Origin of the sequence: Clostridium nigeriense, assembly GCF_050585245.1 — a bacterium.
Classification (GTDB): Bacteria; Bacillota; Clostridia; order Clostridiales; family Clostridiaceae; genus Clostridium; species Clostridium nigeriense_A.
Genome location: NZ_JBNOOF010000010.1, coordinates 119,869 through 141,575, shown reverse-complemented (window position 1 = coordinate 141,575; position 21,707 = coordinate 119,869). Strand labels below are relative to the sequence as shown.

General features: G+C 26.8%; 17 protein-coding genes. 14 read left to right on the top strand and 3 right to left on the bottom strand.

Features of this window, described 5'->3' with window-relative positions; translation table 11 throughout:
* Window positions 1-1,173: 1,173 nt before the first annotated feature.
* Window positions 1,174-1,308 carry an aspartyl-phosphate phosphatase Spo0E family protein gene (locus ACQPUY_RS14885; protein ID WP_430842342.1) on the bottom strand — a complete coding sequence of 45 codons (135 nt, stop codon included), beginning with the start codon at window positions 1,306-1,308 and terminating at the stop codon, window positions 1,174-1,176.
* Between the two features lie 206 nt (window positions 1,309-1,514).
* Between ACQPUY_RS14885 and ACQPUY_RS14880 the strand changes: the two genes are divergently transcribed.
* Window positions 1,515-4,532: an SNF2-related protein gene (locus ACQPUY_RS14880; protein WP_430842340.1), complete on the top strand. Its 3,018-nt coding sequence runs from the start codon at window positions 1,515-1,517 to the stop codon at window positions 4,530-4,532.
* A gap of 9 nt (window positions 4,533-4,541) precedes the next feature.
* Window positions 4,542-5,168 (top strand): DUF488 family protein, encoded by a 627-nt coding sequence (locus tag ACQPUY_RS14875; protein ID WP_430842338.1) that lies wholly within the window; start codon window positions 4,542-4,544, stop codon window positions 5,166-5,168.
* A gap of 124 nt (window positions 5,169-5,292) precedes the next feature.
* Here the strand turns inward: ACQPUY_RS14875 and ACQPUY_RS14870 are convergent, their stop codons facing one another.
* The gene (locus tag ACQPUY_RS14870) at window positions 5,293-6,258 is read right to left on the bottom strand and encodes a hypothetical protein (protein ID WP_430842336.1); all 966 of its coding nucleotides are present in this window, start codon (window positions 6,256-6,258) and stop codon (window positions 5,293-5,295) included.
* Window positions 6,259-6,359: 101 nt separating this feature from the next.
* Between ACQPUY_RS14870 and ACQPUY_RS14865 the strand changes: the two genes are divergently transcribed.
* The 6 genes from ACQPUY_RS14865 (at window position 6,360) to ACQPUY_RS14840 (ending at window position 14,727) form a co-directional block, all read left to right on the top strand.
* A complete protein-coding gene (locus ACQPUY_RS14865) occupies window positions 6,360-6,842 on the top strand; it encodes a GNAT family N-acetyltransferase (protein ID WP_430842334.1) in 483 nt (160 codons plus the stop codon).
* Between the two features lie 215 nt (window positions 6,843-7,057).
* Entirely contained in the window at window positions 7,058-7,432 is a 375-nt protein-coding gene (locus ACQPUY_RS14860) for a GntR family transcriptional regulator (protein ID WP_430842332.1), read from the top strand.
* Between the two features lies 1 nt (window position 7,433).
* Complete coding sequence (locus tag ACQPUY_RS14855) at window positions 7,434-8,267, top strand: ABC transporter ATP-binding protein (RefSeq protein WP_430842330.1); 834 nt, start codon at window positions 7,434-7,436, stop codon at window positions 8,265-8,267.
* Window positions 8,267-8,980, top strand: coding sequence for an ABC-2 transporter permease (locus ACQPUY_RS14850; RefSeq protein WP_430842328.1), 714 nt, complete (start codon window positions 8,267-8,269; stop codon window positions 8,978-8,980). Before ACQPUY_RS14855 ends, ACQPUY_RS14850 begins: the two co-directional genes overlap by 1 nt.
* Before the next feature lie 11 nt (window positions 8,981-8,991).
* Window positions 8,992-9,564, top strand: a complete 573-nt coding sequence (locus tag ACQPUY_RS14845) for a hypothetical protein (RefSeq protein ID WP_430842326.1) — start codon at window positions 8,992-8,994, stop codon at window positions 9,562-9,564.
* A gap of 357 nt (window positions 9,565-9,921) precedes the next feature.
* Window positions 9,922-14,727 carry an alpha-1,3-galactosidase-related protein gene (locus ACQPUY_RS14840; RefSeq protein ID WP_430842324.1) on the top strand — a complete coding sequence of 1,602 codons (4,806 nt, stop codon included), beginning with the start codon at window positions 9,922-9,924 and terminating at the stop codon, window positions 14,725-14,727.
* Between the two features lie 299 nt (window positions 14,728-15,026).
* Here the strand turns inward: ACQPUY_RS14840 and ACQPUY_RS14835 are convergent, their stop codons facing one another.
* Window positions 15,027-15,155 (bottom strand): hypothetical protein, encoded by a 129-nt coding sequence (locus ACQPUY_RS14835; RefSeq protein WP_430842322.1) that lies wholly within the window; start codon window positions 15,153-15,155, stop codon window positions 15,027-15,029.
* A gap of 327 nt (window positions 15,156-15,482) precedes the next feature.
* On the opposite strand from ACQPUY_RS14835, the gene ACQPUY_RS14830 reads away from it, so the two are divergent.
* The 6 genes from ACQPUY_RS14830 to ACQPUY_RS14805 all read left to right on the top strand — a co-directional run bounded on the left by ACQPUY_RS14830 (window position 15,483) and on the right by ACQPUY_RS14805 (window position 21,696).
* Window positions 15,483-17,405 (top strand): PrkA family serine protein kinase, encoded by a 1,923-nt coding sequence (locus tag ACQPUY_RS14830; protein ID WP_430842320.1) that lies wholly within the window; start codon window positions 15,483-15,485, stop codon window positions 17,403-17,405.
* 4 nt (window positions 17,406-17,409) lie between these two features.
* The gene (gene yhbH / locus ACQPUY_RS14825) at window positions 17,410-18,588 is read left to right on the top strand and encodes a sporulation protein YhbH (protein WP_430842318.1); all 1,179 of its coding nucleotides are present in this window, start codon (window positions 17,410-17,412) and stop codon (window positions 18,586-18,588) included.
* A 2-nt stretch (window positions 18,589-18,590) separates the two neighbouring features.
* Complete coding sequence (locus ACQPUY_RS14820) at window positions 18,591-19,961, top strand: SpoVR family protein (RefSeq protein WP_430842316.1); 1,371 nt, start codon at window positions 18,591-18,593, stop codon at window positions 19,959-19,961.
* A 78-nt stretch (window positions 19,962-20,039) separates the two neighbouring features.
* Window positions 20,040-20,582, top strand: a complete 543-nt coding sequence (locus ACQPUY_RS14815) for a rubrerythrin family protein (RefSeq protein ID WP_430842314.1) — start codon at window positions 20,040-20,042, stop codon at window positions 20,580-20,582.
* Window positions 20,583-20,593: 11 nt separating this feature from the next.
* Window positions 20,594-21,301, top strand: coding sequence for a hypothetical protein (locus ACQPUY_RS14810; RefSeq protein WP_430842312.1), 708 nt, complete (start codon window positions 20,594-20,596; stop codon window positions 21,299-21,301).
* 20 nt (window positions 21,302-21,321) lie between these two features.
* Window positions 21,322-21,696: a hypothetical protein gene (locus ACQPUY_RS14805; RefSeq protein ID WP_430842310.1), complete on the top strand. Its 375-nt coding sequence runs from the start codon at window positions 21,322-21,324 to the stop codon at window positions 21,694-21,696.
* Window positions 21,697-21,707: the final 11 nt, after the last annotated feature.

The window sequence follows — 21,707 nt, the reverse complement described above, 5'->3', positions numbered from 1 at the left end:
TATTAATTAACCCATTAAATTAGTAAGGTTATTAAACCACACTCATTGTATACTACACAAACACTATTAATAAGTATGTGCATAATAAAATCCAAACCATAAACTAAAAATAAAAATAACACCTAATGGATACCCTCCCTAGGTGTTATTTTTTTGATGATTTAATAATATTAACTTGTATTTTAATTATAGACAGTAATATTATGTTTTATACATAAAAATAATAGTTTTTGCCGTCAAAAATTCGTCAAAAATAAAAATGAACTTTAATAAATTTTGATAAATTTAAAATTTCAATAATAGCCTTTAAAGCTAGTATTTAAGCCGTTTTAAATATTTTTAACAAAATATAAAAAAATATATTTTATACAAACTAGAAATCCTGCAATGCTACTTCAAACCTCGAAATAAAGGGAATTTGAAATAATTCGTCAAAAATATTATTTAAAAAATTTTATATATAAGATTAAAAATATTTATTTTGATATTTAGTCTAGAGAATAGCACTTAGCTTATGTTGGGTGTTATTTTTTTGTTCTTTAGGAAATTATAATGAGGTTACCCTGTGAATAATCTTTTATAATTTCCATCCTTCAGTTTTGAAGTATTAAAATATCATATCTAGGTTCCGTCGCTTCGCTCCAAGTCACCTTGCTATGATATTTCAATACTTTTTTATTGAAATTTCTTTATGTAGTATAGTCAACTTACATCTATATTAAATCCAATGTCAAAATATTAACAGCAAATATTGACAACGTTTGCATTGGGTAATAAAATATAAGTAAGCAGTACTTATTAATGAAATCCATCAAACCCAGTGTAACTTTCAAAATACATAAAACTCTGATATTAATAAGTATTGCGTATATAAATCAAAATGCATAAAATCTAAAGATAATAAATAAATTCAAGCATCCAAAGAATTTTCTTCTTGAAGTGAAAAATCTTTAAATAATATAAAAAGTGAGAAAGAGGTCGTATCAAAATTGATTTATAAAATCAATATAATACAACTCCTTTTTTATTTTTAACGATAATTATTTAATTAGTTAATATTAATAATTATTTCATTTTTAAGGTTAATAATTAATACAAAATAAAAAGCTGTCCTAAGACTGACTGTGATATAAAATAAAATCATATACTGGAATAACATTTTGTAAATAATTCTTAATCTTTATTCTTTAATTGAATTTCAATAATTAATTCGTCGAGTTTCTTGCTAAGTTCCACAACTTTTTCCGTAAGGCCTTCTTTTATATAAAGCTCTTCTAATTCTTTTCGTAATTGTTCTATTTTATCCATAAATCCCCCTGTTAAGAATTATAGGGAATTAGTTTATTTAAAATCAATAGGAAATTGGAGGTAAATATTAGATTAAAATGGAAAAGTATTGGATTAAACTTTTAATTATTAAGTTCAATAATTTTCTACATTTTCTGGAATTTAGAGTGTATAGTGAAAATATATAGTGATATAATATTAAGTACTCTTTGCAAAGGAGGGATAATATGAATTTAAGAAATATGATAAACTCATTATTAAAATTAGGATCTAGTATTTCTAAGAATAATGGAAAAAATTTATTTAAAGCAGGTTTTGTTAATAAGGTTATAAGTAAAAAGATTGATAATACCTATCATATTTATGGAAGAGTGTTAGATAATAAAAATGAATATAGTACTCATATAAAGTTTAATTTAAATGATGAAGTTAAAGAAGTTAAATGTACTTGCAATCAGTTTGAGGAAAATAGTAGAGAAATAAGAAATTATACCTGTAGTCATATAATTGCAACTATGTATAAGTTCTACTATGAAGTTTCTAACAAAGTTAAAAAACAAGAAATAAAAAATATAAAAGATTTAAATAAGTCTTTAAATCTTAATATAAAATTAAAGCAAGTTAAGACTAATAATAAAAATGAATATTATCTTGAATTAAGGGCAGGAAAAGAGGGAACTATAGCAATTGAAGCTTTAGGAAAATTCTTATTTGATGAAGATAATAAATTTAAATATAAGGATTATTTAATTATAGAATTTTTAAGGGAAAAGTTTAAAGAAGATAGAAGCAGAATTGTTAATGGAAGAAGTTTTAAGATTTATGATAATGAGCTTAAGAAGATTTTAGTATTAATTGATAGTAAAAAGATTATTAATTTAAATTTTGATTATATGAATTATACATCTCAAATTTATAAGGAAGATATTCCTTTAATTTTTACTATAAAGAAAAAGGGTGAAGCAATAGTAGTAAAATCTCAAAAGAAAAGTGTAATTCCTTTAGATAGTAATAAAGATATATGGCTTTATGATAAGAAAATATACTTACCCTCAGAAAAACAATTAAAATATTACAAAGGTATTTATGAAAAATTAAAAGAAAAAGATAATTTAGTTTATAAAAGTACAGATGAAAATTTAAAAAAGATAGTATTTATTTTAGGTGAAGTATCAAAAGATATAATTATAGATGAAAGTATTAAGGGTGAAGTAAATAAGATTAATACACCTAAGTTTTATATAGAAAAAGAAGGGCCTAATATTTTTTGTACTTTAAAAATAGAATATATTAATAAATTAGATGGTATTAGGGATGAAAGAGCCATTGAAAAGCTAGAAATGGCTCTTGAAAGATATAAGTTTATAAAGAAAGATGAAAGATTTATTTTTATAGGAAATGAAGAAGATAATTATATATTACTAAAAGAAGGACTAGAATTTTTAAATAAAATAGGAAGAGTAATATTATCTAAGGATTTTAAAAATATTAAGTTAATAGATTCTAAAAGTATTACTAGCTCATTAAGAGAATATAATGAAGGATTTTATTTTGATTATAGAATAGATGGTTTAGAATACGAAGAAATTCCAGAAGTATTAAGGGAAATAAAAATGGCAAGTCCTTTTTATAGAACTAAAAAAGATAGTTTCTTAGATTTAAAGGATTTAAGAGTAACTGAATTTTTTAGAACATTAGAAGAATTAAATTTATTTAATAATATTTATAAGGAAGAAATAGATATAGATAAATTTGATTTAATTCGCTTAGAAAATAAAATAAATAATAAAAAGCTTCCATTTATATCTGGAGAAGAAAAAATAAATATTTTATTAGAAAAGTTGAAAAATAAAAATAAAGAATATATTGTTCCAGAAAATTTAAATGCAAATCTTAGAGAATATCAAAAAGTAGGGTATAACTGGCTAAGATCTATTGAAGACTTAGGTTTTGGAGGAATTCTTGCAGATGATATGGGACTAGGAAAAACTATTCAAACTATAGCATTATTACTATCTAAGGAAGGAAAAAGGAGTTTAATAATTACACCTACTTCTGTTTTATATAATTGGAAAAATGAGTTTGAAAAATTTGCACCAAGTTTAAAAGTTGGGATTATTCATGGTAGTTTAAAGGAGAGAAATATTCTTTTAGACAGTTATAAAGATTATGATGTTTTATTAACTACATATGGAACTTTAAGAAGAGACTTGCTTTTGTATGAAGATAAGGATTTTGATTTTTGTATAATTGATGAGGGGCAAAATATTAAGAATAAAGCTTCAAAAATTTCAGAAGCTGTTAAATCTATAAAAGCTAATTGTAAAATAGCTTTAACAGGAACTCCTATTGAAAATAATTTACTTGAATTATGGTCAATATTTGATTTTATAATGCCTATGTATTTATTTTCTGTAGAGAAGTTTAAAGATAAATTTGTTAAGGGAAATGATGAAGATTTAAAAGAATTAAAGGAGCTTATTTCTCCGTTTATATTAAGAAGATTAAAAGAAGAAGTATTAGATGAGTTACCTGAGAAAATTGAAAAAGAATATATAATTCCAATGTCAAGTAAACAAAGACAAGTTTATAATTCCTCTATGAAGGAAATTAAGATTAGGCTTAAGGAAAATAAAGATAATAAGATATTAATATTATCTTACCTTACAAAATTACGCCAATTATGTTTAGATCCTTCGCTTTTAATAGAAGACTTTAAAGAAGAAAGTTCTAAGCTAAAGGCAATAGAAGAAATAGTTAATGAAGGTATAGAAGCCAATAAGAAGATAATTATATTTTCACAATTTACATCAGCTTTAAATAAAATAGGAAATAAGTTAAAAGATAATAATATTGAATATTTATATTTAGATGGAAGTATAAATGCAAAGGAAAGATTAAAACTAGCTGAAGAATTTAATGAAGGTAAAACAAATGTATTTTTAATTTCTTTAAAAGCAGGTGGAGTAGGACTAAATTTAACATCTGCAAATATAGTTGTACATTTTGATCCATGGTGGAATCCTGCAGTAGAGGACCAAGCTACAGATAGGGCTTATAGAATAGGACAAAAAAATGTAGTAGAAGTTATAAAGCTAATTTCAAAAGATACTATAGAAGAAAAAATTATAAAGTTACAAGAAGAAAAGAAGGAATTAATAAGCAAAATTATTGATGGAAATATGTTAAATGGCAATAAATTAAATTCAATTACAGAGGAGGAATTACTAAATCTTTTTAGTTAGTAGAAGAATATGGATATATATACTATAGGTCATTCAAATTATACAATGGAAAAGTTAATACAGATGCTAAGATATTACAATATTAATACTGTTGTAGATATTAGAGGAACTCCTTATTCTAAATATAATGTTCAATTTGATAAGGAAAGAATAAAATATACTTTAACAAAGGCAGGCTTTATATATATTTATATGGCTAAGGAGCTAGCAGCAAAGAGAATAAATAAGATTTCTTATAATAAAGAAGGATATTCTGACTTTGAAAAAGTAGTAGAAGAAGAAGATTTTCTTAAGGGTATAGAAAGACTTAGGGATGGTTGTAATAAGGGATATAGAATTGCTTTACTTGGAGCTATGCAAGATCCTATAAGATGTCATAGAAGTATTTTAGTTGGTAGAGCTTTAAAGAAAGTAGGCTTTAATGTTATGCATATTTTAGATGATTTAAGTATTAAAGATCAAGATTACATAGATGAAAGAGTGTTAGATAAGTATTTTCCAGATAGGTCTCAGTTGACTATAGATGCTTTATTAGGTAATGAAATGACCAGAGAAGAAATGATTGATGAAGGTTATAGAATGGCAAATAAAGAAATTGGTTATAGGATTGAAAATTTGCCTATAAATAAAAACTAGAAGCTAAATAAGAAAATTGAGCTACCGCAATAGTAGCTCAATTTATAATTTTCAAAACTCCTTTAGGAGTTTTTTTCCTTAATTTTTAATTATTCATCATTCATTGTGCTAGCGAAGCGAAGCACTAAATTACTCGCCAAGGTTCTTCTATTTTTTCTTGTACTATAGTGTATTCAATTTCTTTTGATTCTTCTCTAGGAAGTTTAAGTTTTTTTAATTTAGTTGTAAATTCTTCAGAAAATACTTTTATAGATTTCCCTATATTTTTTGCTGATGAATTAAATATCTCTAAAGGAGTTAAGAAGTGTTTATTGTCTCTAAATTCATCCAAAGATTTTGCTGCTTCCTTTGATGCTTCAAGTGCTATATTATTAATTTCATCTATCATATCCTTATTAAAACTTTCAGGATATTTAACTTCTAGAACTATTCTATAACTTATAGTTCTTCTTTGTTTACATGGTATTTTTACAGTTAAATCATTTCCTTCTACTTCTCCTAAGTAATTTTCTAAAAAGTCATTTCTTTCTTCAGGTATTTCAATAGAAGATAAAACCTTTGAATAAGTATTTTTAATATTATCTGTTGTAAACTCTTTCTTAGCAGTGGTTAATGATTCTTTTCTTAAACCATTCTTATCATTTACTTCACTTCTATAGCATATAAATGAGTCTATCCTATTTAGGTCTACACCAAAGTAAACCCATCTTCCTCTAAACCAACGTAATCCAGAAACACTTCTTCTATCTACATTTAATAAGAAGGCCCAGTAATTTCTACCTCCTCTTTCCCATATATAAGTAAATTTAAATAAGCAAAAGCTAATGGAGCCTGGACTTACAGCCTTAGTTTGAGAACCACTTCCTTTACTCTTTCCAGTTGAACCTTGATTTAAACTTTTAACTTCAGCACTATCCTTAGAAGGAATAAAATTAGGTGGTGGACCTATATTTAAGTTACTTCCTTGAGATGGACCACCTGGAAATCCGGGAATAGGATTAGGAATCATTGGATTGAAGTTTGTAAATTGAGGTGGTCTTAACATAGAATCATCTTGATAAAGAATTGAGTCATCATCGTTATAATTCATAAATAAACTCCTAATGTAATACTTTATAATTATTATAGGTAAAAAAATTAATAATGTTACATACAATAATTGTTAATTAAGCATTTTATATTGATATATCAATGGGGGGATTTTATGGGGTAAATATCAGGCTTGCTAAATTAAGTGATTATAGGAATATAAGTAGTATTTCAAAAGAATTGCATTTATATCATGTAAAGAATAGACCGGATATATATAAGGAAGCTAGGAAAACTATTTATAGAACTTACTTTAATGAACTACTAAAGGATAGGGAGATAGAAATATTGGTTATTACATTAGATGAAAAAATAGTTGGCTATGCAATTGTAAGGTACGTAGATTTAAAAAATGTAGATTTATTAAAGGATAAATATTTTGCTTATATAGATGAAATTTGCATTAGAGAAGATTTTAGAAGACAGGGCTTAGGTAAAAATTTATTTGAATATATTTATAAATTAGTAAAAAGTAAAGGTGTAGATACTTTAGAACTTGGTGTATGGAGTTTTAATAAAAGTGCATTAGAATTTTATAAAGCAATGGGGATGGTAGAGAAAAATATAAGAATGGAAAAGAAATAAAAGAGAATTTATATATTAAATTATAAGTGGAGAAATTTTGTTGTAAATCAACTATAGTTTTTATAGTAAATAAGCAATAGGATATTTTTCACTTTATTTATTTAAATATATCTATATAATAGAAAAAACGTTAGAATATATTGACATTTATAACTATACTGTATATAGTATACATATACGGTATTTACGGATAATACAGTTTAAGAGGTGAGACAATGAAGATATTAATTAGTAATTCCTCAAAACTTCCAATATATGAGCAAATAGTTAATTCAATTAAGGAAGCCATTATAAGTGGAAGTTTAGAACCAAATGAAAAATTACCTTCTATTAGATCCTTAGCAAAGGATTTAAATATTAGTGTAATAACTACTAAAAGAGCTTATGAGGAACTTGAAAATCAAGGCTTTATAGAAACAGTAGGAGGAAAGGGCTGCTATGTATCTTATTTTAATAAGGAATTAGTATATGAAGAAAAACTAAAGGAAATAGAAGAAAAACTAGAAGATATTTTGAATATAGCTAGGTCTATAAAGATAAGTAAAAATGATATTAAGAGTATGATAGATTTATTGTATGAAGGGGATTAGTATGATTAGATTGGAGAATATCAGTAAAAGTAGGGGAAATTTTAAGCTTGAAAATATATCTTTTGAATTAAAAGAAGGATATATTATGGGATTAATTGGACCAAATGGTTCAGGAAAAACAACATTAATAAAACTTCTTCTTGGATTAATAAAATCTGATGAAGGTGAAATTAAGATTTTTAATAAGGATATCTTTAAAGAAGAGGTTTATGTTAAAGACAATATTGGTTTTGTTTTTGATAATTTTAATTTTTATGAGCACTTAAATATTAAAGATTATAAAAGAATATTAAAAAATTCCTATTCTAAATTTGATGAAAAGTTGTTTGATTCATATATTGAAAGCTTTGGAATTAAAAATAAAAGTTATATTGGAAATTTATCCAAGGGGGAAGCTATCAAAGTTATGCTAGCTGGTGCCTTATCTCATGATGCAAAACTAATAATTTTAGATGAGCCAACAGCAGGTTTAGATCCAATAGTTAGGAAAGAGATTTTAAAGCTTTTACAAGAAGTAATTGAAGATGGAAGTAAGAGTATTATTATTTCAACTCATATAACTTCAGATTTAGATGGAATTGCAGATTATATAACATTTATTAATAAGGGAAAATTAGTTTTTACAGAAGATATGGAATGGATAAGAGAGAGATTTAGACTTTTTAGAGGGTCAAAAGAAGAGTTAGAAAATAGTAATTTAAATTTTATATCTATTAAGAAAAATAAGTATTATGAAGAAGGTCTATTTATAAATAGAAAAGACTTTGCTTCAGAAAATATAAGTACTCCAACCTTAGAAGATATAATGTATCACTATATAAAGGGGGAAAAGTAATGCTTAAATTAATAAAAAAGGATTTATTAGTATCACTTAAAATTAAATCATTAAAAGCAGTTATATTAACCTTTATAGTTGGATTATTCTTACTAAGTATATTCTCATATATTTTTCCAACTATTCTTCCTATAATTATTACTTATATAGTAGTTATGAATAGTTTCTATTATGATAGTTTAAATAACGCTGAAAGCTATATATTAAGCCTTCCAAATAAAAGAGAAGATGTAGTTTATTCAAAGTATATATTAGTACTTTTAATATTATTTTTATCTAATATACTAATGTACATCTTATTTGGAATAAATATTTTAAATTCGGCAAGAGTTATGGTACTTCATGATGTTATTGTAAGTAGTACAACTATATTATTTAGTTTTTCAATAATATTACCTATTATTTTTAGATACAGGTATAAAGTAGGAAGAATAATAGCACCATTTATTACTATTTTTATTGGATACTTAAGTTTTAGAAGCAATGCTAATACTCTTAATAATTTTATTGAAAATGGAAAAGAGACAGCCTTAATTAGTTTATCTAGGAAAATAGGAGCTTTAACTTATAATATATTTAAATTTAACAATTATGATTATAGTGGTGTAGCAAGTACTATATATATTATTTTATTATTCATAATAGCAATAATACTATTCTTAGTTTCAAATTATATAGCTATAAAAATATGTGAAAAAAGAGATTTAGGGTAGGAGGCTAGAAGATGAATAAAAAGTTTATATTAGTGAGTTTAAGTATTTTTATTTTAAGTTTTGTTTTTATATTAGGATTTAAATTTATATTAGGTGATAAAGTTTTATATGAAGATGCAGTGAATTATGACCAGGGAGAACCCGTAATAAAATATGTAGGATTTGAAGAGGATGATTATTTTTATAAAATAAAAGTAAGTATAAAAAATAATAGTGAGTATTATGCTAGCTTTAATAATATAAGTTTACAATTTTCTGATAGATCTTCTGTATATTTAGGAGATGCTAACCCTGTATTTAAAGGATATGACAGTGGATTAAGAGAGTATTATAATAATTATAAAGAGGGAATGGATGAATATAGCGCGTTTTCAGCTTCAAAAGAAGAAAGGGAATATGTATTTGAAATTCCTAAAGGATTAAGTTTTGATAAAGAAGTTTTTGATACTAATAGAATGACTATTTCATATAATGCTCAATATTTTAAGTATAGATTTGGTTCTAAAACTGTATTTTATAATGTTTTTTCTAGAAGTAGCGTAAAATTTATAGATAATTCAATAGATCCATATACAATAGAATAATATATAGTAAAAAGTATTAGATGTTAAAACTAGTTCCCCAAATATTATATTTGTGCTGAGTGTTTAAGGAGAGTGGTATAAAATCACTCTTTTTATTTTTTTATTAATATTATTAGATTAGGGAATTATGTGTATTTTTAGTTTGAGTAATGTATTTTACTTATATTTATTAGTTGGATATATAATTTTATAACAGCATAGTTTTTTATATATTTTAAGTAGTATTTTATATATATTGCTTTTATTGGATTTGCTACAATAAAATAGTGCTTATTTTAATATATGTTTATTTAAGAGGGGGGAAGAAAAAATAGTTTTTTAATTTAATGTAAAAATCATATGATAGTGGGAGGAAAAATGAGAAGGATATTTAAAAAGTCAATAATTTATTTTATTATGATCACTGTGTTAATTTCTAATATAAGTGTTTCATCAGTAAAAGCGGTTGAAAAAAGTGATGAAGGAATTATAGTTAATGCAAGTGACTATGGGCTCGATTCAACAGGAGAAAAAGATAATGCCAAAGCTTTAGTTAACATGTTTGAAAATTTAAAAGAGTTAGGAAAGAATGGAGAGCATGTTACATTAATATTTGATAAGGGAATTTATCAAATAAATAAAGAGAATGCTCCAATTAGGGAAGTTCATACATCGAATACAGATAGTGTACAATTTCCAAATAAATCAATTGGTATTTTAATTGAAGATCAAAAAAATTTGACTATTGATGGAAATGGCTCAGAATTTATTATTAATGGAGATATGATGGCTCTAGCTATTATACAATCAGAGAATATAACAATAAAAGATATAGATATAGATTATCAAGTGCCTACGACTTCAGAAATGACTGTAATAGATTATGACAATGATAATAATACTATTGATTATTTTATTCCAGAATATTTAAATTATGAAATTCAAGGAGCTGATATTATATGGAAGTCTGAACAAAAGTCAGATGGAGAATATTATTGGACAGAACGTAATGCTCACAATAATTATGGGATATCAATAAAGTATCCAACAGAATTAATGGGAAGATCATATTATTCAAATTCTAATCCATTTACAAATGCTCAGTCAATAGAGAAATTAGATGATTCAAGAGTTAGAATTAAATATAATTCAAGTCCAGCATTTGAGATTGTGAAGGGAATGAACTTTCAACTTGTATCAAACGCTGTACGTCCAACGGCTGGGGCCTTTATATGGGAAAGTAAAGATATTAATGTAGTAGATATAAAGATATCATATATGCATGGATTTGGGTTTTTAGTTCAAATGGCAGAAAACGTTTCCTTTGATGGTATACGTATGGAAACTGACATTGAAACAGGACGTAATACATCAAGCTATGCTGATGGAATTCACGTTTCAGGAGCAAAGGGGAAAATAGAAATTAAAAATTCTTTTTTCAATAATACTCATGATGATCCTATAAATATTCATGGAACATTTACTAGGGTAGAAGAAAAACTAGATGGTAACAAATTAAGATTAAAATATGTTCATAATCAGCAAGGAGGATTTCAACAATATTATCCAGGAGACAAAGTTATATTTTATAGTCGTGATGAACTATCTTCAATGGATGACGAAAAGGAATATACAGTAAAAAGTGTAGAGGGACCATCAAAAGATAATCTTAAAGAGATGATTGTGGAGTTTGAAGAAGAAGTACCAGATTATTTAACTGAGAAAATTGGAAATGAACCAAAGTTTGTAGCTGAAAATGTAACATATACTCCGGAAATTTATATAAAAAATAACGAATTTAAAAATGTATTTACTCGTATGATACTGGCAACATCACGTAAAAAAATAGTTATTGAGGATAATTATTTTGAATCACCTTCAATGGCAACACTATTTTTTTCAAATGATTCTGATGAGTGGTATGAATCAGGTCCAATTCGTGATTTAGAAATAAGGAATAACACATTTAAAATACGTAGTTTAGGAAGAACTTGGTGGAAGTATGCACCAGCAATATATTTTCATCCAGTAACAAAGGGGGGAGAGTTCCCAGATCAATCAAATCCAATCCACAAAAATATTACAATTGAGGGAAATAAGTTTTATTTAGAAAGTGATGGAGCATTACGTGCTGAAAGTGTTGAAAATCTAACATTTAGAAATAATGAGATATATAGATTAGATCCTAGTGTGGATTTAAAAATAGAAGGCTCGGATAAACTGTATGTAGGTAATAAAAGTAATATAAATTTAACTTATGATGGAAATGTTGTAACTGGGCTAGAGTCCTTACCAGGAGGACCAGAATCAAACTCAGGAACAGTAGCTAATGCACTAGAGTTCAAAAATAGTAAAAATATTATAGTGGAAAATAATTATTATGATGATGGATTAAGAAAGAATGTATTACTTGAAGGAATGGATGTTGAAAATTTAGAGCTTAAAGACGATTTAAAGATACTAACTAATAGAGAAAAAACTGAACCGTCAGAAACCGTTAGTAATATACAATATGCATCAACTAATCCTGAAATAGTAAGTGTTGATGGTAGTGGAAAGATTACTGCAAATAAGAAAGGTATAGCAGAGGTTTTTGCGTACTATATTTGGAATGACACTATTATTGAATCTAATAAACAGCAAATAACAGTTTTAGATCAGGAAAATTCATTAGCAAGCGAATTTGAGTTTGAATCTGATGTAATAGCCATTAATGGAGATGTTGGGACAAGCTTTAAAGCTAAAGGAGATATTAATCCAAATGAAATAAAATATACAATTCATGATAATGAGACTGTAAAGTTAGAAGAAGATACTTTTTATGGCTTGAAAACAGGATTAGCAAGAATTACAGCAGAATATAAGGGCATTGAAAAAACAGTTTTTGTTATAGTAAATGGTAAGGATGATCAAAAGGTTTTAAATGATATAATAAATATTGAAGATAAAGACAGCAATTCAATAGTTTCAGATGATAGTATTACAATAACTCGCAAGCCTGGAAATGATTTGTGGGGAGAAGATAATACATTAAATAACTTAGTAACTATTGATTTAGGGAATATTGACACAAGCAATTTCACAGGAACAGTAACAATTGATGGATTACCAACGCGTATGGCAAATAATTGGGATTCTGCATATTTCTTAATTATGAAGAAAAATGATAATGGAACTGTTGATCGTAATAATTACTTATCTATAGGTAAGCGGGCTCATGCTGATGGATTTGGAACTGTTCACGAGATAGATTCTACAGGAAGTGAATATTCGACAGGAAATACTAGTGAAAATTCTATTACAAAAGCAACTTTTGCAATAGAAAAGCAAGGTAGTGTTGTTAATTTATATTCTATAGTAAATGAAAATAAGAATAAGGTTAAAAGTGTTGATATATCAAGCTTTGGAAAAGAGGTTACACTTGCAGTTGCAGGTTGGGGATCGGGACAGACTAATAAAAATATTACAATTACAGATATTAAATTAGGAGAAGGTACTGTTGATGAGATTTTATTAAATAAACCACTATCAATAATGACAAATGATGAATCTAATTTTGAAATTTCTAATTTAGAGCACTCAGTTGACAGTAATGATAATATTACTATTAACTTTGATTCAACACATGGAGGTAGTAGTATATTAATAGTTAGTGAACCAGGAAATAACACATATGTTGTAAATGGGAATACTTTTAAGGCTAATGAAAATGGAGAATATAAAGTGTTTGCTTTATCACAATTACCAAGTGGTAAATATTCAAATATTATTAGTACTAAATTTAATTATGAAGTAGAGGCTAAAAGTGGTTTTTATTTAAATGGTAAAAAGATAGTTGATGGTGATATATTGACTATTCCAGGGAATTTAACAAAGTTGGAATTAATAAATTACTATAATAACAGTAAATCAGTAATAGATATTGCTAATAAGGATGTAGTTAATGGAGAGTTTGGGACTGTTAAATTAGAAAAAATAAATAGTAATACAACAGGTATTGAATCCATTGAAGCGGTAGGATATGGTGATATGGATTTATCAAATGAAAATTCATTTATTAATACAGATAAAAAAGATAATACTATGACATTTAATATTAAACTATCTGAAGGGACAGAGAAAATTTTAGTAAAAAATTATGACCATGGAATAGATTACGATGTAGTTCAAGATGGAGATAGTGCAAAGGTAACTATTCCTGTTTATAATGGATTGATTAGTGTTGCATTTGAAGCTATTGCAGCTGATGGGGTTACAAAAAAAATTCATAGTGTCCATATAATCCGTTATGCTGACATTGTAGAAGGATTTAAAAATATTGATGTTAATGGAGAGAGTATAGATATTTCAAGTGATAAAATAAATTTAGAGAATAAGACTAATAAAATTTCCGTTAATTTAGAAGCCAATGATATAAATTCAGAAGTAACTATAATAAAACGAAATAGTAATGGAATAGAGGAATTAGCACAAGGATTAGATGTATCAGTTGATAATGGTGATGAAATTATTTTAAGAATAATTCATGAAAATAAACGTATGATGGAATTTAAGACTTTTATAGTAGAGAATTCAAAAGAGCCTGAATTAGATATCAAACCATTGTTAGATTTAATAGAGGAAGCGGAAAATATAGATTTAACAAATAAAACAGAAAAAAGCAAGGAAAAATTCCAAGAAGTATTAGATGAAGTAAAAGTAGAAGTTGAAAAAGGAATCACGGCAAGTGATGAGTTAAATAAATTAATAGATAAACTTCAAAAGGCGATGGAACAGCTTGAAGAAAAATTAGATATCAAACCATTGTTAGATTTAATAGAGGAAGCAGAAAATATAGATTTAACAAATAAAACAGAAAAAAGCAAGGAGAAATTCCAAGAAGTATTAGATGAAGTAAAAGTAAAAGTTAAAAAAGGAATCACAACAAGTGATGAGTTAAATAAATTAATAGAAAAGCTTGAAAAATCAATTGAGGATCTTGAGGATAAAGAAGAGGAATTTAATGGTGGAAGTGATGAAGGAAATCAAGATAAGATTGATGGTGAAGTTGAAGAGAATAAAGATGAATCTTCAGGGTTACCTGAAACTGGAGATAAGGCAGGGACTTTAGGACTATGTATTTTGTTAATATTATCTATGGGAAGTATAATATTAATAGATAGAAAGAAATCTAAAGAGATATAGTGGATTATAAAAATATCTTTAAGTAATCTTAGATAGGTTTTGTAATTTCAAATTAGGCAGTAGTTGGTTTTAAAATAAAACAGACTGCTGCTTTTTTGAAGTATGTTCAATATTTTAAGTATAGTATTAATAAAAGTACTGTAGTTGGAAATGCTTTTTATAGTAGTAGCGTAGAGTTTATAGATAATTCAATAGATCCATATACAATAGAATAATATAAGCCAAAAAAAGTAGGAGCATAAGCTTCTACTTTTTTACGGATTATTTAATTAATATCTATTTAAGTTTAAATTTATAGCTTAATTTTTCTTTTCTTTTTTCTCATAAATTGTGTCATATGCATTTTGTTCTTCATTCATATTTTTTACTATTTCCTCTGATTTCTCTCTTCTACACTTTTTGCTAAGCATGCATGCTAATCCGTCCATGTATAACACCCCTTTTATGTTTATTTCTTTAAAACAATTATACTATATTATAATCAATTTATCAATAATAGTTACTAAATAGTAATAGTTATTAAATTATCAGGTTTGATAGTTATTAAATTATCAATATATATAATTTATAGTATAGTAAACACTCTAATAAAATTTAGTATATCCAGATTTATAAAAAATATGTATGTGTTATATTCACTTTTTTTCTGATTTTAGCATACTAATAAAAAATCAAAGTGAGTTATTTAGTATAAAAATATTTGTCATATATAAACAAGGAACATGAATATATTTTATAAAAAGGAGGGGAGTCATTTGAATTTCAAGGAATTTATTAAAAGTGATAGAGATAGCAGAAACAAGGAAAAATTTGAAGGAACATTTCTAGATTATTTAGAAATAGTTAAAGCTAACCCAGATATAGCTAAGCTTTCACATAGAAGAATCTATGACATGATAGTTAGTAAGGGTGTTGAAGTACTAAAGGGTGATGAGAATCCGAAGATTAAGAAGATATACGGCAATGATTCTATAAGAAAATATGGATTCTTTAAGGATGATTTCTTTGGTATTGATAAGATAATTATGAAGTTAGTTAATTACCTCCATTCAGCATCTATGAATGGAGAGGAAGCTAGACAAGTATTATATTTAGTTGGGCCAGTGGGAGCAGGTAAATCTTCTTTAGTTGAAGCATTAAAAAAAGCTTTAGTAGAATGTGAACCTATATATTCAATAAAGGGATGTCCTATGCATGAAGAACCTTTACATTTAATTCCAAATCATTTAAGGCCAGAATTTGAAAAGTTATTAGGAACAAGAATAGAAGGTGACTTATGTCCAGTATGTAAGTATAAATTAATAAATGATTATGATGGAGAATATGAAAATTTCCAAGTCGAAAAAAAAGATTTTTCTATTAGATCAAGAAAAGGAATTGGTGTAGTACCACCTGTAGATCCAAATAATCAAGATACTTCTATTTTAACAGGTGCAGTAGATATTTCTAAAATGGATATGTATTCAGAAGATGATCCAAGAATTTTTTCGTTAAATGGTGCTTTTAATGTTGGTAATAGAGGATTAGTTGAGTTTATTGAAGTATTTAAAAATGATGTTGAATATCTTCATACAATAATTACAGCAACTCAAGAAAAATCTATTCCTTCACCAGGAAAGGGTTCTATGATTTACTTTGATGGCCTTATAATTGCTCACTCTAATGAAGCTGAGTGGAATAAGTTTAAATCAGATCATACTAATGAAGCTATATTAGATAGAATTGTTAAAATTGAAGTTCCGTACTGCTTAGAGCTTGATGAAGAAGTTAAAATTTATAAAAAGATTTTGAAGAAGAGTAACTTCAACGCTCATATTGCTCCACATACAATAGAAGTAGCAGCTATGTTTGCAATTCTTTCAAGATTAGCACCTTCAGCAAAGGTGGATCCTATAACTAAGCTAAAGATTTATAATGGGGAAGACATAGTTGAGAAAGGTGGTACCAAGAGGATTGATATTAGTGAGCTTAGGGAAGAAGCAGGTGCCTATGAAGGAATGAAGGGAATCAGTACAAGATTTATAATTAAGGCTATAGATAATGCTTTATCTAGCTCTGAATATAATTGTATTAATCCTTTAAGTATAATGGAAAGCATAGTTAAATCTGTTAAAGAATTAGATATAGCAGCAGAAGATAAGAAAAAGTATTTAGGATTTATTCAAGATACAATAAGAAAGGAATACAATAAGATCTTAGAAAAGGAAATTACTAAGGCATTTATACATTCATTTAGAGAACAAGCAGAAAGCTTATTTGATAATTATATAGATAATGCAGAAGCTTATGTAAATAAGAGTAAGATAAAGGATACATCTACTGGTGAAGAATTAAATCCAGATGAAGAATTTATGAGAAGTATCGAAGAACAAATTGGGGTTTCAGAAAATTCTTCTAAGGGCTTTAGGGCAGATGTTACTTCTTATATGTTCTACTTAGTTAGAAATGGAAGCAAGATTAATTATACTTCTTATGAGCCATTAAAAGAAGCAATAGAAAAGAAACTTATGGCATCTGTTAAGGATCTTTCAAGAATAATAACTAAGTCTAGAGTAAGGGATTCTGAACAAGCAGAAAAATATAGTTCTATGGTTGAGGAAATGCAAAGGAATGGATACTGCCTACATTGCTGTGATGTAACGCTTAAATATGCAGCAAACAACCTATGGAAGGATTGATATAATGGCAATCTTTAGAGATAATGCAGATAATCCATTAGAGCATGATAGATCTATAGAAGATAGAAGAAGACATAGACAATTAGTTGAAAAATCTATAAAGGAAAACTTGGGAGACATCCTTTCTGAAGAAAGTATAATTGGTGAAAGTAAAAATAAGAAGTTTAAAATTCCTATTAAAGGAATAAAAGAATATCAATTTGTATTTGGCAGAAATAATAAGGGGGTTGCTACTGGAACTGGGTCAGAAAAAAGAGGGGATAAACTTGGTGACGGTAGCAGTTCAGGCTCTGGCAAAGCAGGAAATAAAGGTGCTGGAAATAATGCTGGAGATGATGTATATGAAACTGAAATAACATTAGAAGAGCTTATGGATTATATAGTTGAAGATCTAGAACTGCCAAACTTAGATAAAAAGAAGTATTCAGAAATAATAACAGAAAGTGCAGGTAGAAAACGAGGTTATCAAAGATATGGAATAAATCCAAGGCTTGCGAAAAAGAAAACTGTAATAGCTAAGATGGCTAGGAAACAAGGAAAGAAAAGAGCTTTAAGAGAAGCTGGAATAGATAATGAAATCACAAGATTTCCATTTAAAGAAGAAGATCTTAGATATTATAGAGTTAAGAAAAAACCTAAAAAAGAAAGTAACGCCGTAATGATATTTATTATGGATGTTTCGGGTTCCATGGATAGCACTAAAAAATATTTAGCTAGATCCTTATTTTTCGTTTTATCTAGATTTATTAGAAGAAAATATAATAATATTGCTTTTGAGTTTGTATCTCATACAACTGTTGCAAAGGTAGTTAACGAATTTGAATTTTTCCATAAGGCAGAATCAGGAGGTACCTACATTTCTAGTGGAATAAATACAGCTTTAAATTTAATCAGAGAAAAATATCCACCAGAGATGTGGAATATTTACCCTGTTTATGCAAGTGATGGAGATAATTGGAGCGAAGATAATGAAAAAGCTATGAAATCTGTTAAAGAACTGTGTAGCATAAGTAATATGTTTGGATATGCAGAATTATTACCTTCTACTTATTCAACTACTATGTATTATAGGTTTAATAAGGAAATTGATCATAAAAACTTTACTTCTGTAATGGTTAAAGAAAAAAAAGATTTATGGGGAGCCTTGAAGATAATGTTATCTAAAGAGCTAAAGGAGGAATAGCTATGGAATACAATGTTAGCACTTTAGAAGAGTGGAATGAAATAATAGAAAAAAAGGCAATAGAATTTGGGCTTAAATTTTATCCACAAGAATTTGAAATTATAGGCTTTAATGAAATGTTAGGATATGAGGCATACGTTGGTATGCCTTCTAAATATCCTCACTGGAGTTATGGTAAAGCCTACGATAAAAATAAAACACTATATTCATTAAATATGACAGGATTACCTTATGAAATGGTAATAAACTCTGAACCATGTTTGGCTTATTTAATGAGAGAAAACACATTATTATTACAAGTATTAACAATGGCTCATGTATATGGACACAATGACTTTTTTGCAAATAATAGACTTTTTGTAGAAGGAACTAAAGCTAAGAATGTTATAGAAATGTTCAAATTAGATGCTGAAATTATAAGAGGATATATTAATGATCCTAATATAGGCTATGAAAAGGTAGAAAAGATATTAGATGCTGCTCATGCTATTAGATATCAAATACCTAGAGTAGTTGGAGTAAAGGAATTGTCTGATAATGAACTAAAAGAAAGTTTAATTTCAGATTATAATTATAAAAAGGAAAATAAGGGGTTATTAGATGCAGATGAGGAAATTGATTTCCCGGATGTATCAAAGATACCTTTAGAACCTTGTGATGACGTTTTAGGATTTATTATAAAATATAGTTCTTTAGAAGAATGGGGAAAAAATATATTAAAAATAGTTAGAAGAGAAACTGAGTATTTCATTCCTCAAATTGAAACTAAAATTATGAATGAAGGATGGGCTAGCTTTTGGCATTATAATATATTAAAATCTCTTGAATTAGATGATGGGCTACATTTTGAATTTTTAAAGAGACATAATGATGTAGTTGCACCAATTTTAGGAGGGATGAACCCTTATTATATAGGGTTTAAAGTATTTCAAGATATTGATGAAAAATATGGAAGAGAAAAGATATTTGAAGTTAGAAAAACAGAAAGGGATAGCTCTTTCTTAAGAAGATATTTGACTAGAGAACTTTGTGAAGAACTTAATTTATTCCAATATGCTAAGAAGAGTTTTGATTATGTAGTTAAGGAAGTTCCTGATGATGATGGATGGAAAGAAATAAGAAATAATTTAGCAGATACTTGTGGAGTTGCTTCTATTCCATATATAAGGGTAACTAATCTAAATAGAAGAGATTTAAGTTTAACTTTAGAACATTGTTTTGATGGAAGAGAACTAGAGCTTTCATATGCAAAAGAAACTTTAAAATATGTACAAGATCTTTGGGGACATAAAGTTATATTATTATCAAAAAATAAAGATGGAAAGTCTGTAGAACTTGTTTGCAATGAGGATAGGAATATTTTTGTGAATTAGCATACGTAAAGTTTTTAAGGACACAATTAAGTTAAGCCTTGCATAATGTATAAGTGTATAAATTTTTAGGAGAATAAAATGGATCTTAATGGAAGTAAAACAGAACAAAATCTTTATAGAACCTTTGCTGGTGAAGCAAGGGCAAGAACTAGATATAATTTATATGCTGAAAAAGCAAGGCTTGATGGATATCAATGGGTTGCAGAAATCTTTGATGAAACTGCACATAATGAATTAGCTCACGCAAGGGAAGTTTATGGAACTTTTTTAAATTTAATAGGATGTACTAAAAATAATTTACTAGATAGTGTTTTAGGGGAAACTAACGAATATGAAAATGTATATAAAAAATTTGAAGAAGAAGCAAGAGCAGAAGGATTTAATGATATAGCTGATTTTTACAAGGAGTTAGCTGAAGTTGAAGAAGCTCATTCAAAGAGATTTAAGGAGCTTTACGATAAAATCGAAGATGGAACTATGTTTAGAGGTCCTGCAGGATCTTTATGGGTATGTATGAATTGTGGTTATATCCATGAGGGAGAAGAAGCACCTTTAGTTTGTCCATTATGTAAGTATCCAAGAGCATACTTTAAGCCTTATTGTAAGGTTTCTAATGTTTAAGGAGGGTGCTTATGTTTATTTCAATACCAAAAGAGTTTTTTGTTCCAGTATTATTTAGTGAAGATTTTAGTTATAACTTTCAAAGTGACACAATGGAATATGATACTGCAGTAAGAAGTATAACTTCCAATATTAGTAATAGGCAAAAGCTTGCTGATATTGATTTTATAAATGATATAAGACAAGATGGGGAATTTACAACTAATTATATAGAAAACATAAAAGATAAAGAGATTGAAGAACAATTAATAGATTATATAAAAGGTTTTATGAAATTTATAAATGAGCTTAAAAATGCTAATTGTTTAGGAAAAGGTGAAGATGAAATTATAAAATTAATAAATTACTATGCAAGAGGTTTTAGAAAACTTTATGATGATTATATTAAGGAAATTTCAAATGTGAGAAGACCTTTATATACAGCTGATATAGAAGGTTTTATAGATCATTATATTGGTAGACTTGAAGATTTGTATAATAGGAATTTAGCAGAGCTTAATTGTGAGAACTTAGATTATGATACTATTGAAATGACTATAGATGAAATAGTAAATGATGCAAGAAATATATTAAAGGAAGAAATAAGAAATATTAATTGTAATCTAGTTAATAGAGAAAGTTCTTGTAAAAGTTATAATAATATAGAAAAAGCTTTTATGGAAAGTGATAATATCTATAACACTATTGACAATGAATTTGTACAGGAAATGTCTAAATAGTTAAGTAAGCAGGTGATTAATTGACCTACAGGCATCTAATAAAGGATCAATACAACGATGTAAATAACTTAACAAGTCTTTTAAACTCATTAGTTAATTCTTATAGATTATTAATTGGAGGAGCATATGAGCTCAATAATATATCAGAGGCTAGAAAAAGTGATGTAAAGGAAGCAGTAAAAAGGGCAGATAATTTAGGGGAGATAATTGATGAGATAATAAAGACACTAGATGATTGTAATACTTCTTATGTTAAGTATTGTAAGATGAAGAAAAATTTTATTGATGATAAAGCTATTAAAGATAATATCTTAACTGAAATAAATAAAGATTTAGATTTTAAAAATTCTTCAGGTAGAGATGAAGATGATGAAGAAGATGAAGAAGATGAATAAAGAGCTGCCCA

Coding starts and splice junctions, on each gene's coding strand:
- ACQPUY_RS14885 (WP_430842342.1), bottom strand. CDS start 1,308: ATGGATAAAATAGAACAATTACGAAAAGAATTAGAAGAGCTTTATATA.
- ACQPUY_RS14880 (WP_430842340.1), top strand. CDS start 1,515: ATGAATTTAAGAAATATGATAAACTCATTATTAAAATTAGGATCTAGT.
- ACQPUY_RS14875 (WP_430842338.1), top strand. CDS start 4,542: ATGGATATATATACTATAGGTCATTCAAATTATACAATGGAAAAGTTA.
- ACQPUY_RS14870 (WP_430842336.1), bottom strand. CDS start 6,258: ATGAATTATAACGATGATGACTCAATTCTTTATCAAGATGATTCTATG.
- ACQPUY_RS14865 (WP_430842334.1), top strand. CDS start 6,360: ATGGGGGGATTTTATGGGGTAAATATCAGGCTTGCTAAATTAAGTGAT.
- ACQPUY_RS14860 (WP_430842332.1), top strand. CDS start 7,058: ATGAAGATATTAATTAGTAATTCCTCAAAACTTCCAATATATGAGCAA.
- ACQPUY_RS14855 (WP_430842330.1), top strand. CDS start 7,434: ATGATTAGATTGGAGAATATCAGTAAAAGTAGGGGAAATTTTAAGCTT.
- ACQPUY_RS14850 (WP_430842328.1), top strand. CDS start 8,267: ATGCTTAAATTAATAAAAAAGGATTTATTAGTATCACTTAAAATTAAA.
- ACQPUY_RS14845 (WP_430842326.1), top strand. CDS start 8,992: ATGAATAAAAAGTTTATATTAGTGAGTTTAAGTATTTTTATTTTAAGT.
- ACQPUY_RS14840 (WP_430842324.1), top strand. CDS start 9,922: ATGAGAAGGATATTTAAAAAGTCAATAATTTATTTTATTATGATCACT.
- ACQPUY_RS14835 (WP_430842322.1), bottom strand. CDS start 15,155: ATGGACGGATTAGCATGCATGCTTAGCAAAAAGTGTAGAAGAGAGAAA.
- yhbH (WP_430842318.1), top strand. CDS start 17,410: ATGGCAATCTTTAGAGATAATGCAGATAATCCATTAGAGCATGATAGA.
- ACQPUY_RS14820 (WP_430842316.1), top strand. CDS start 18,591: ATGGAATACAATGTTAGCACTTTAGAAGAGTGGAATGAAATAATAGAA.
- ACQPUY_RS14815 (WP_430842314.1), top strand. CDS start 20,040: ATGGATCTTAATGGAAGTAAAACAGAACAAAATCTTTATAGAACCTTT.
- ACQPUY_RS14810 (WP_430842312.1), top strand. CDS start 20,594: ATGTTTATTTCAATACCAAAAGAGTTTTTTGTTCCAGTATTATTTAGT.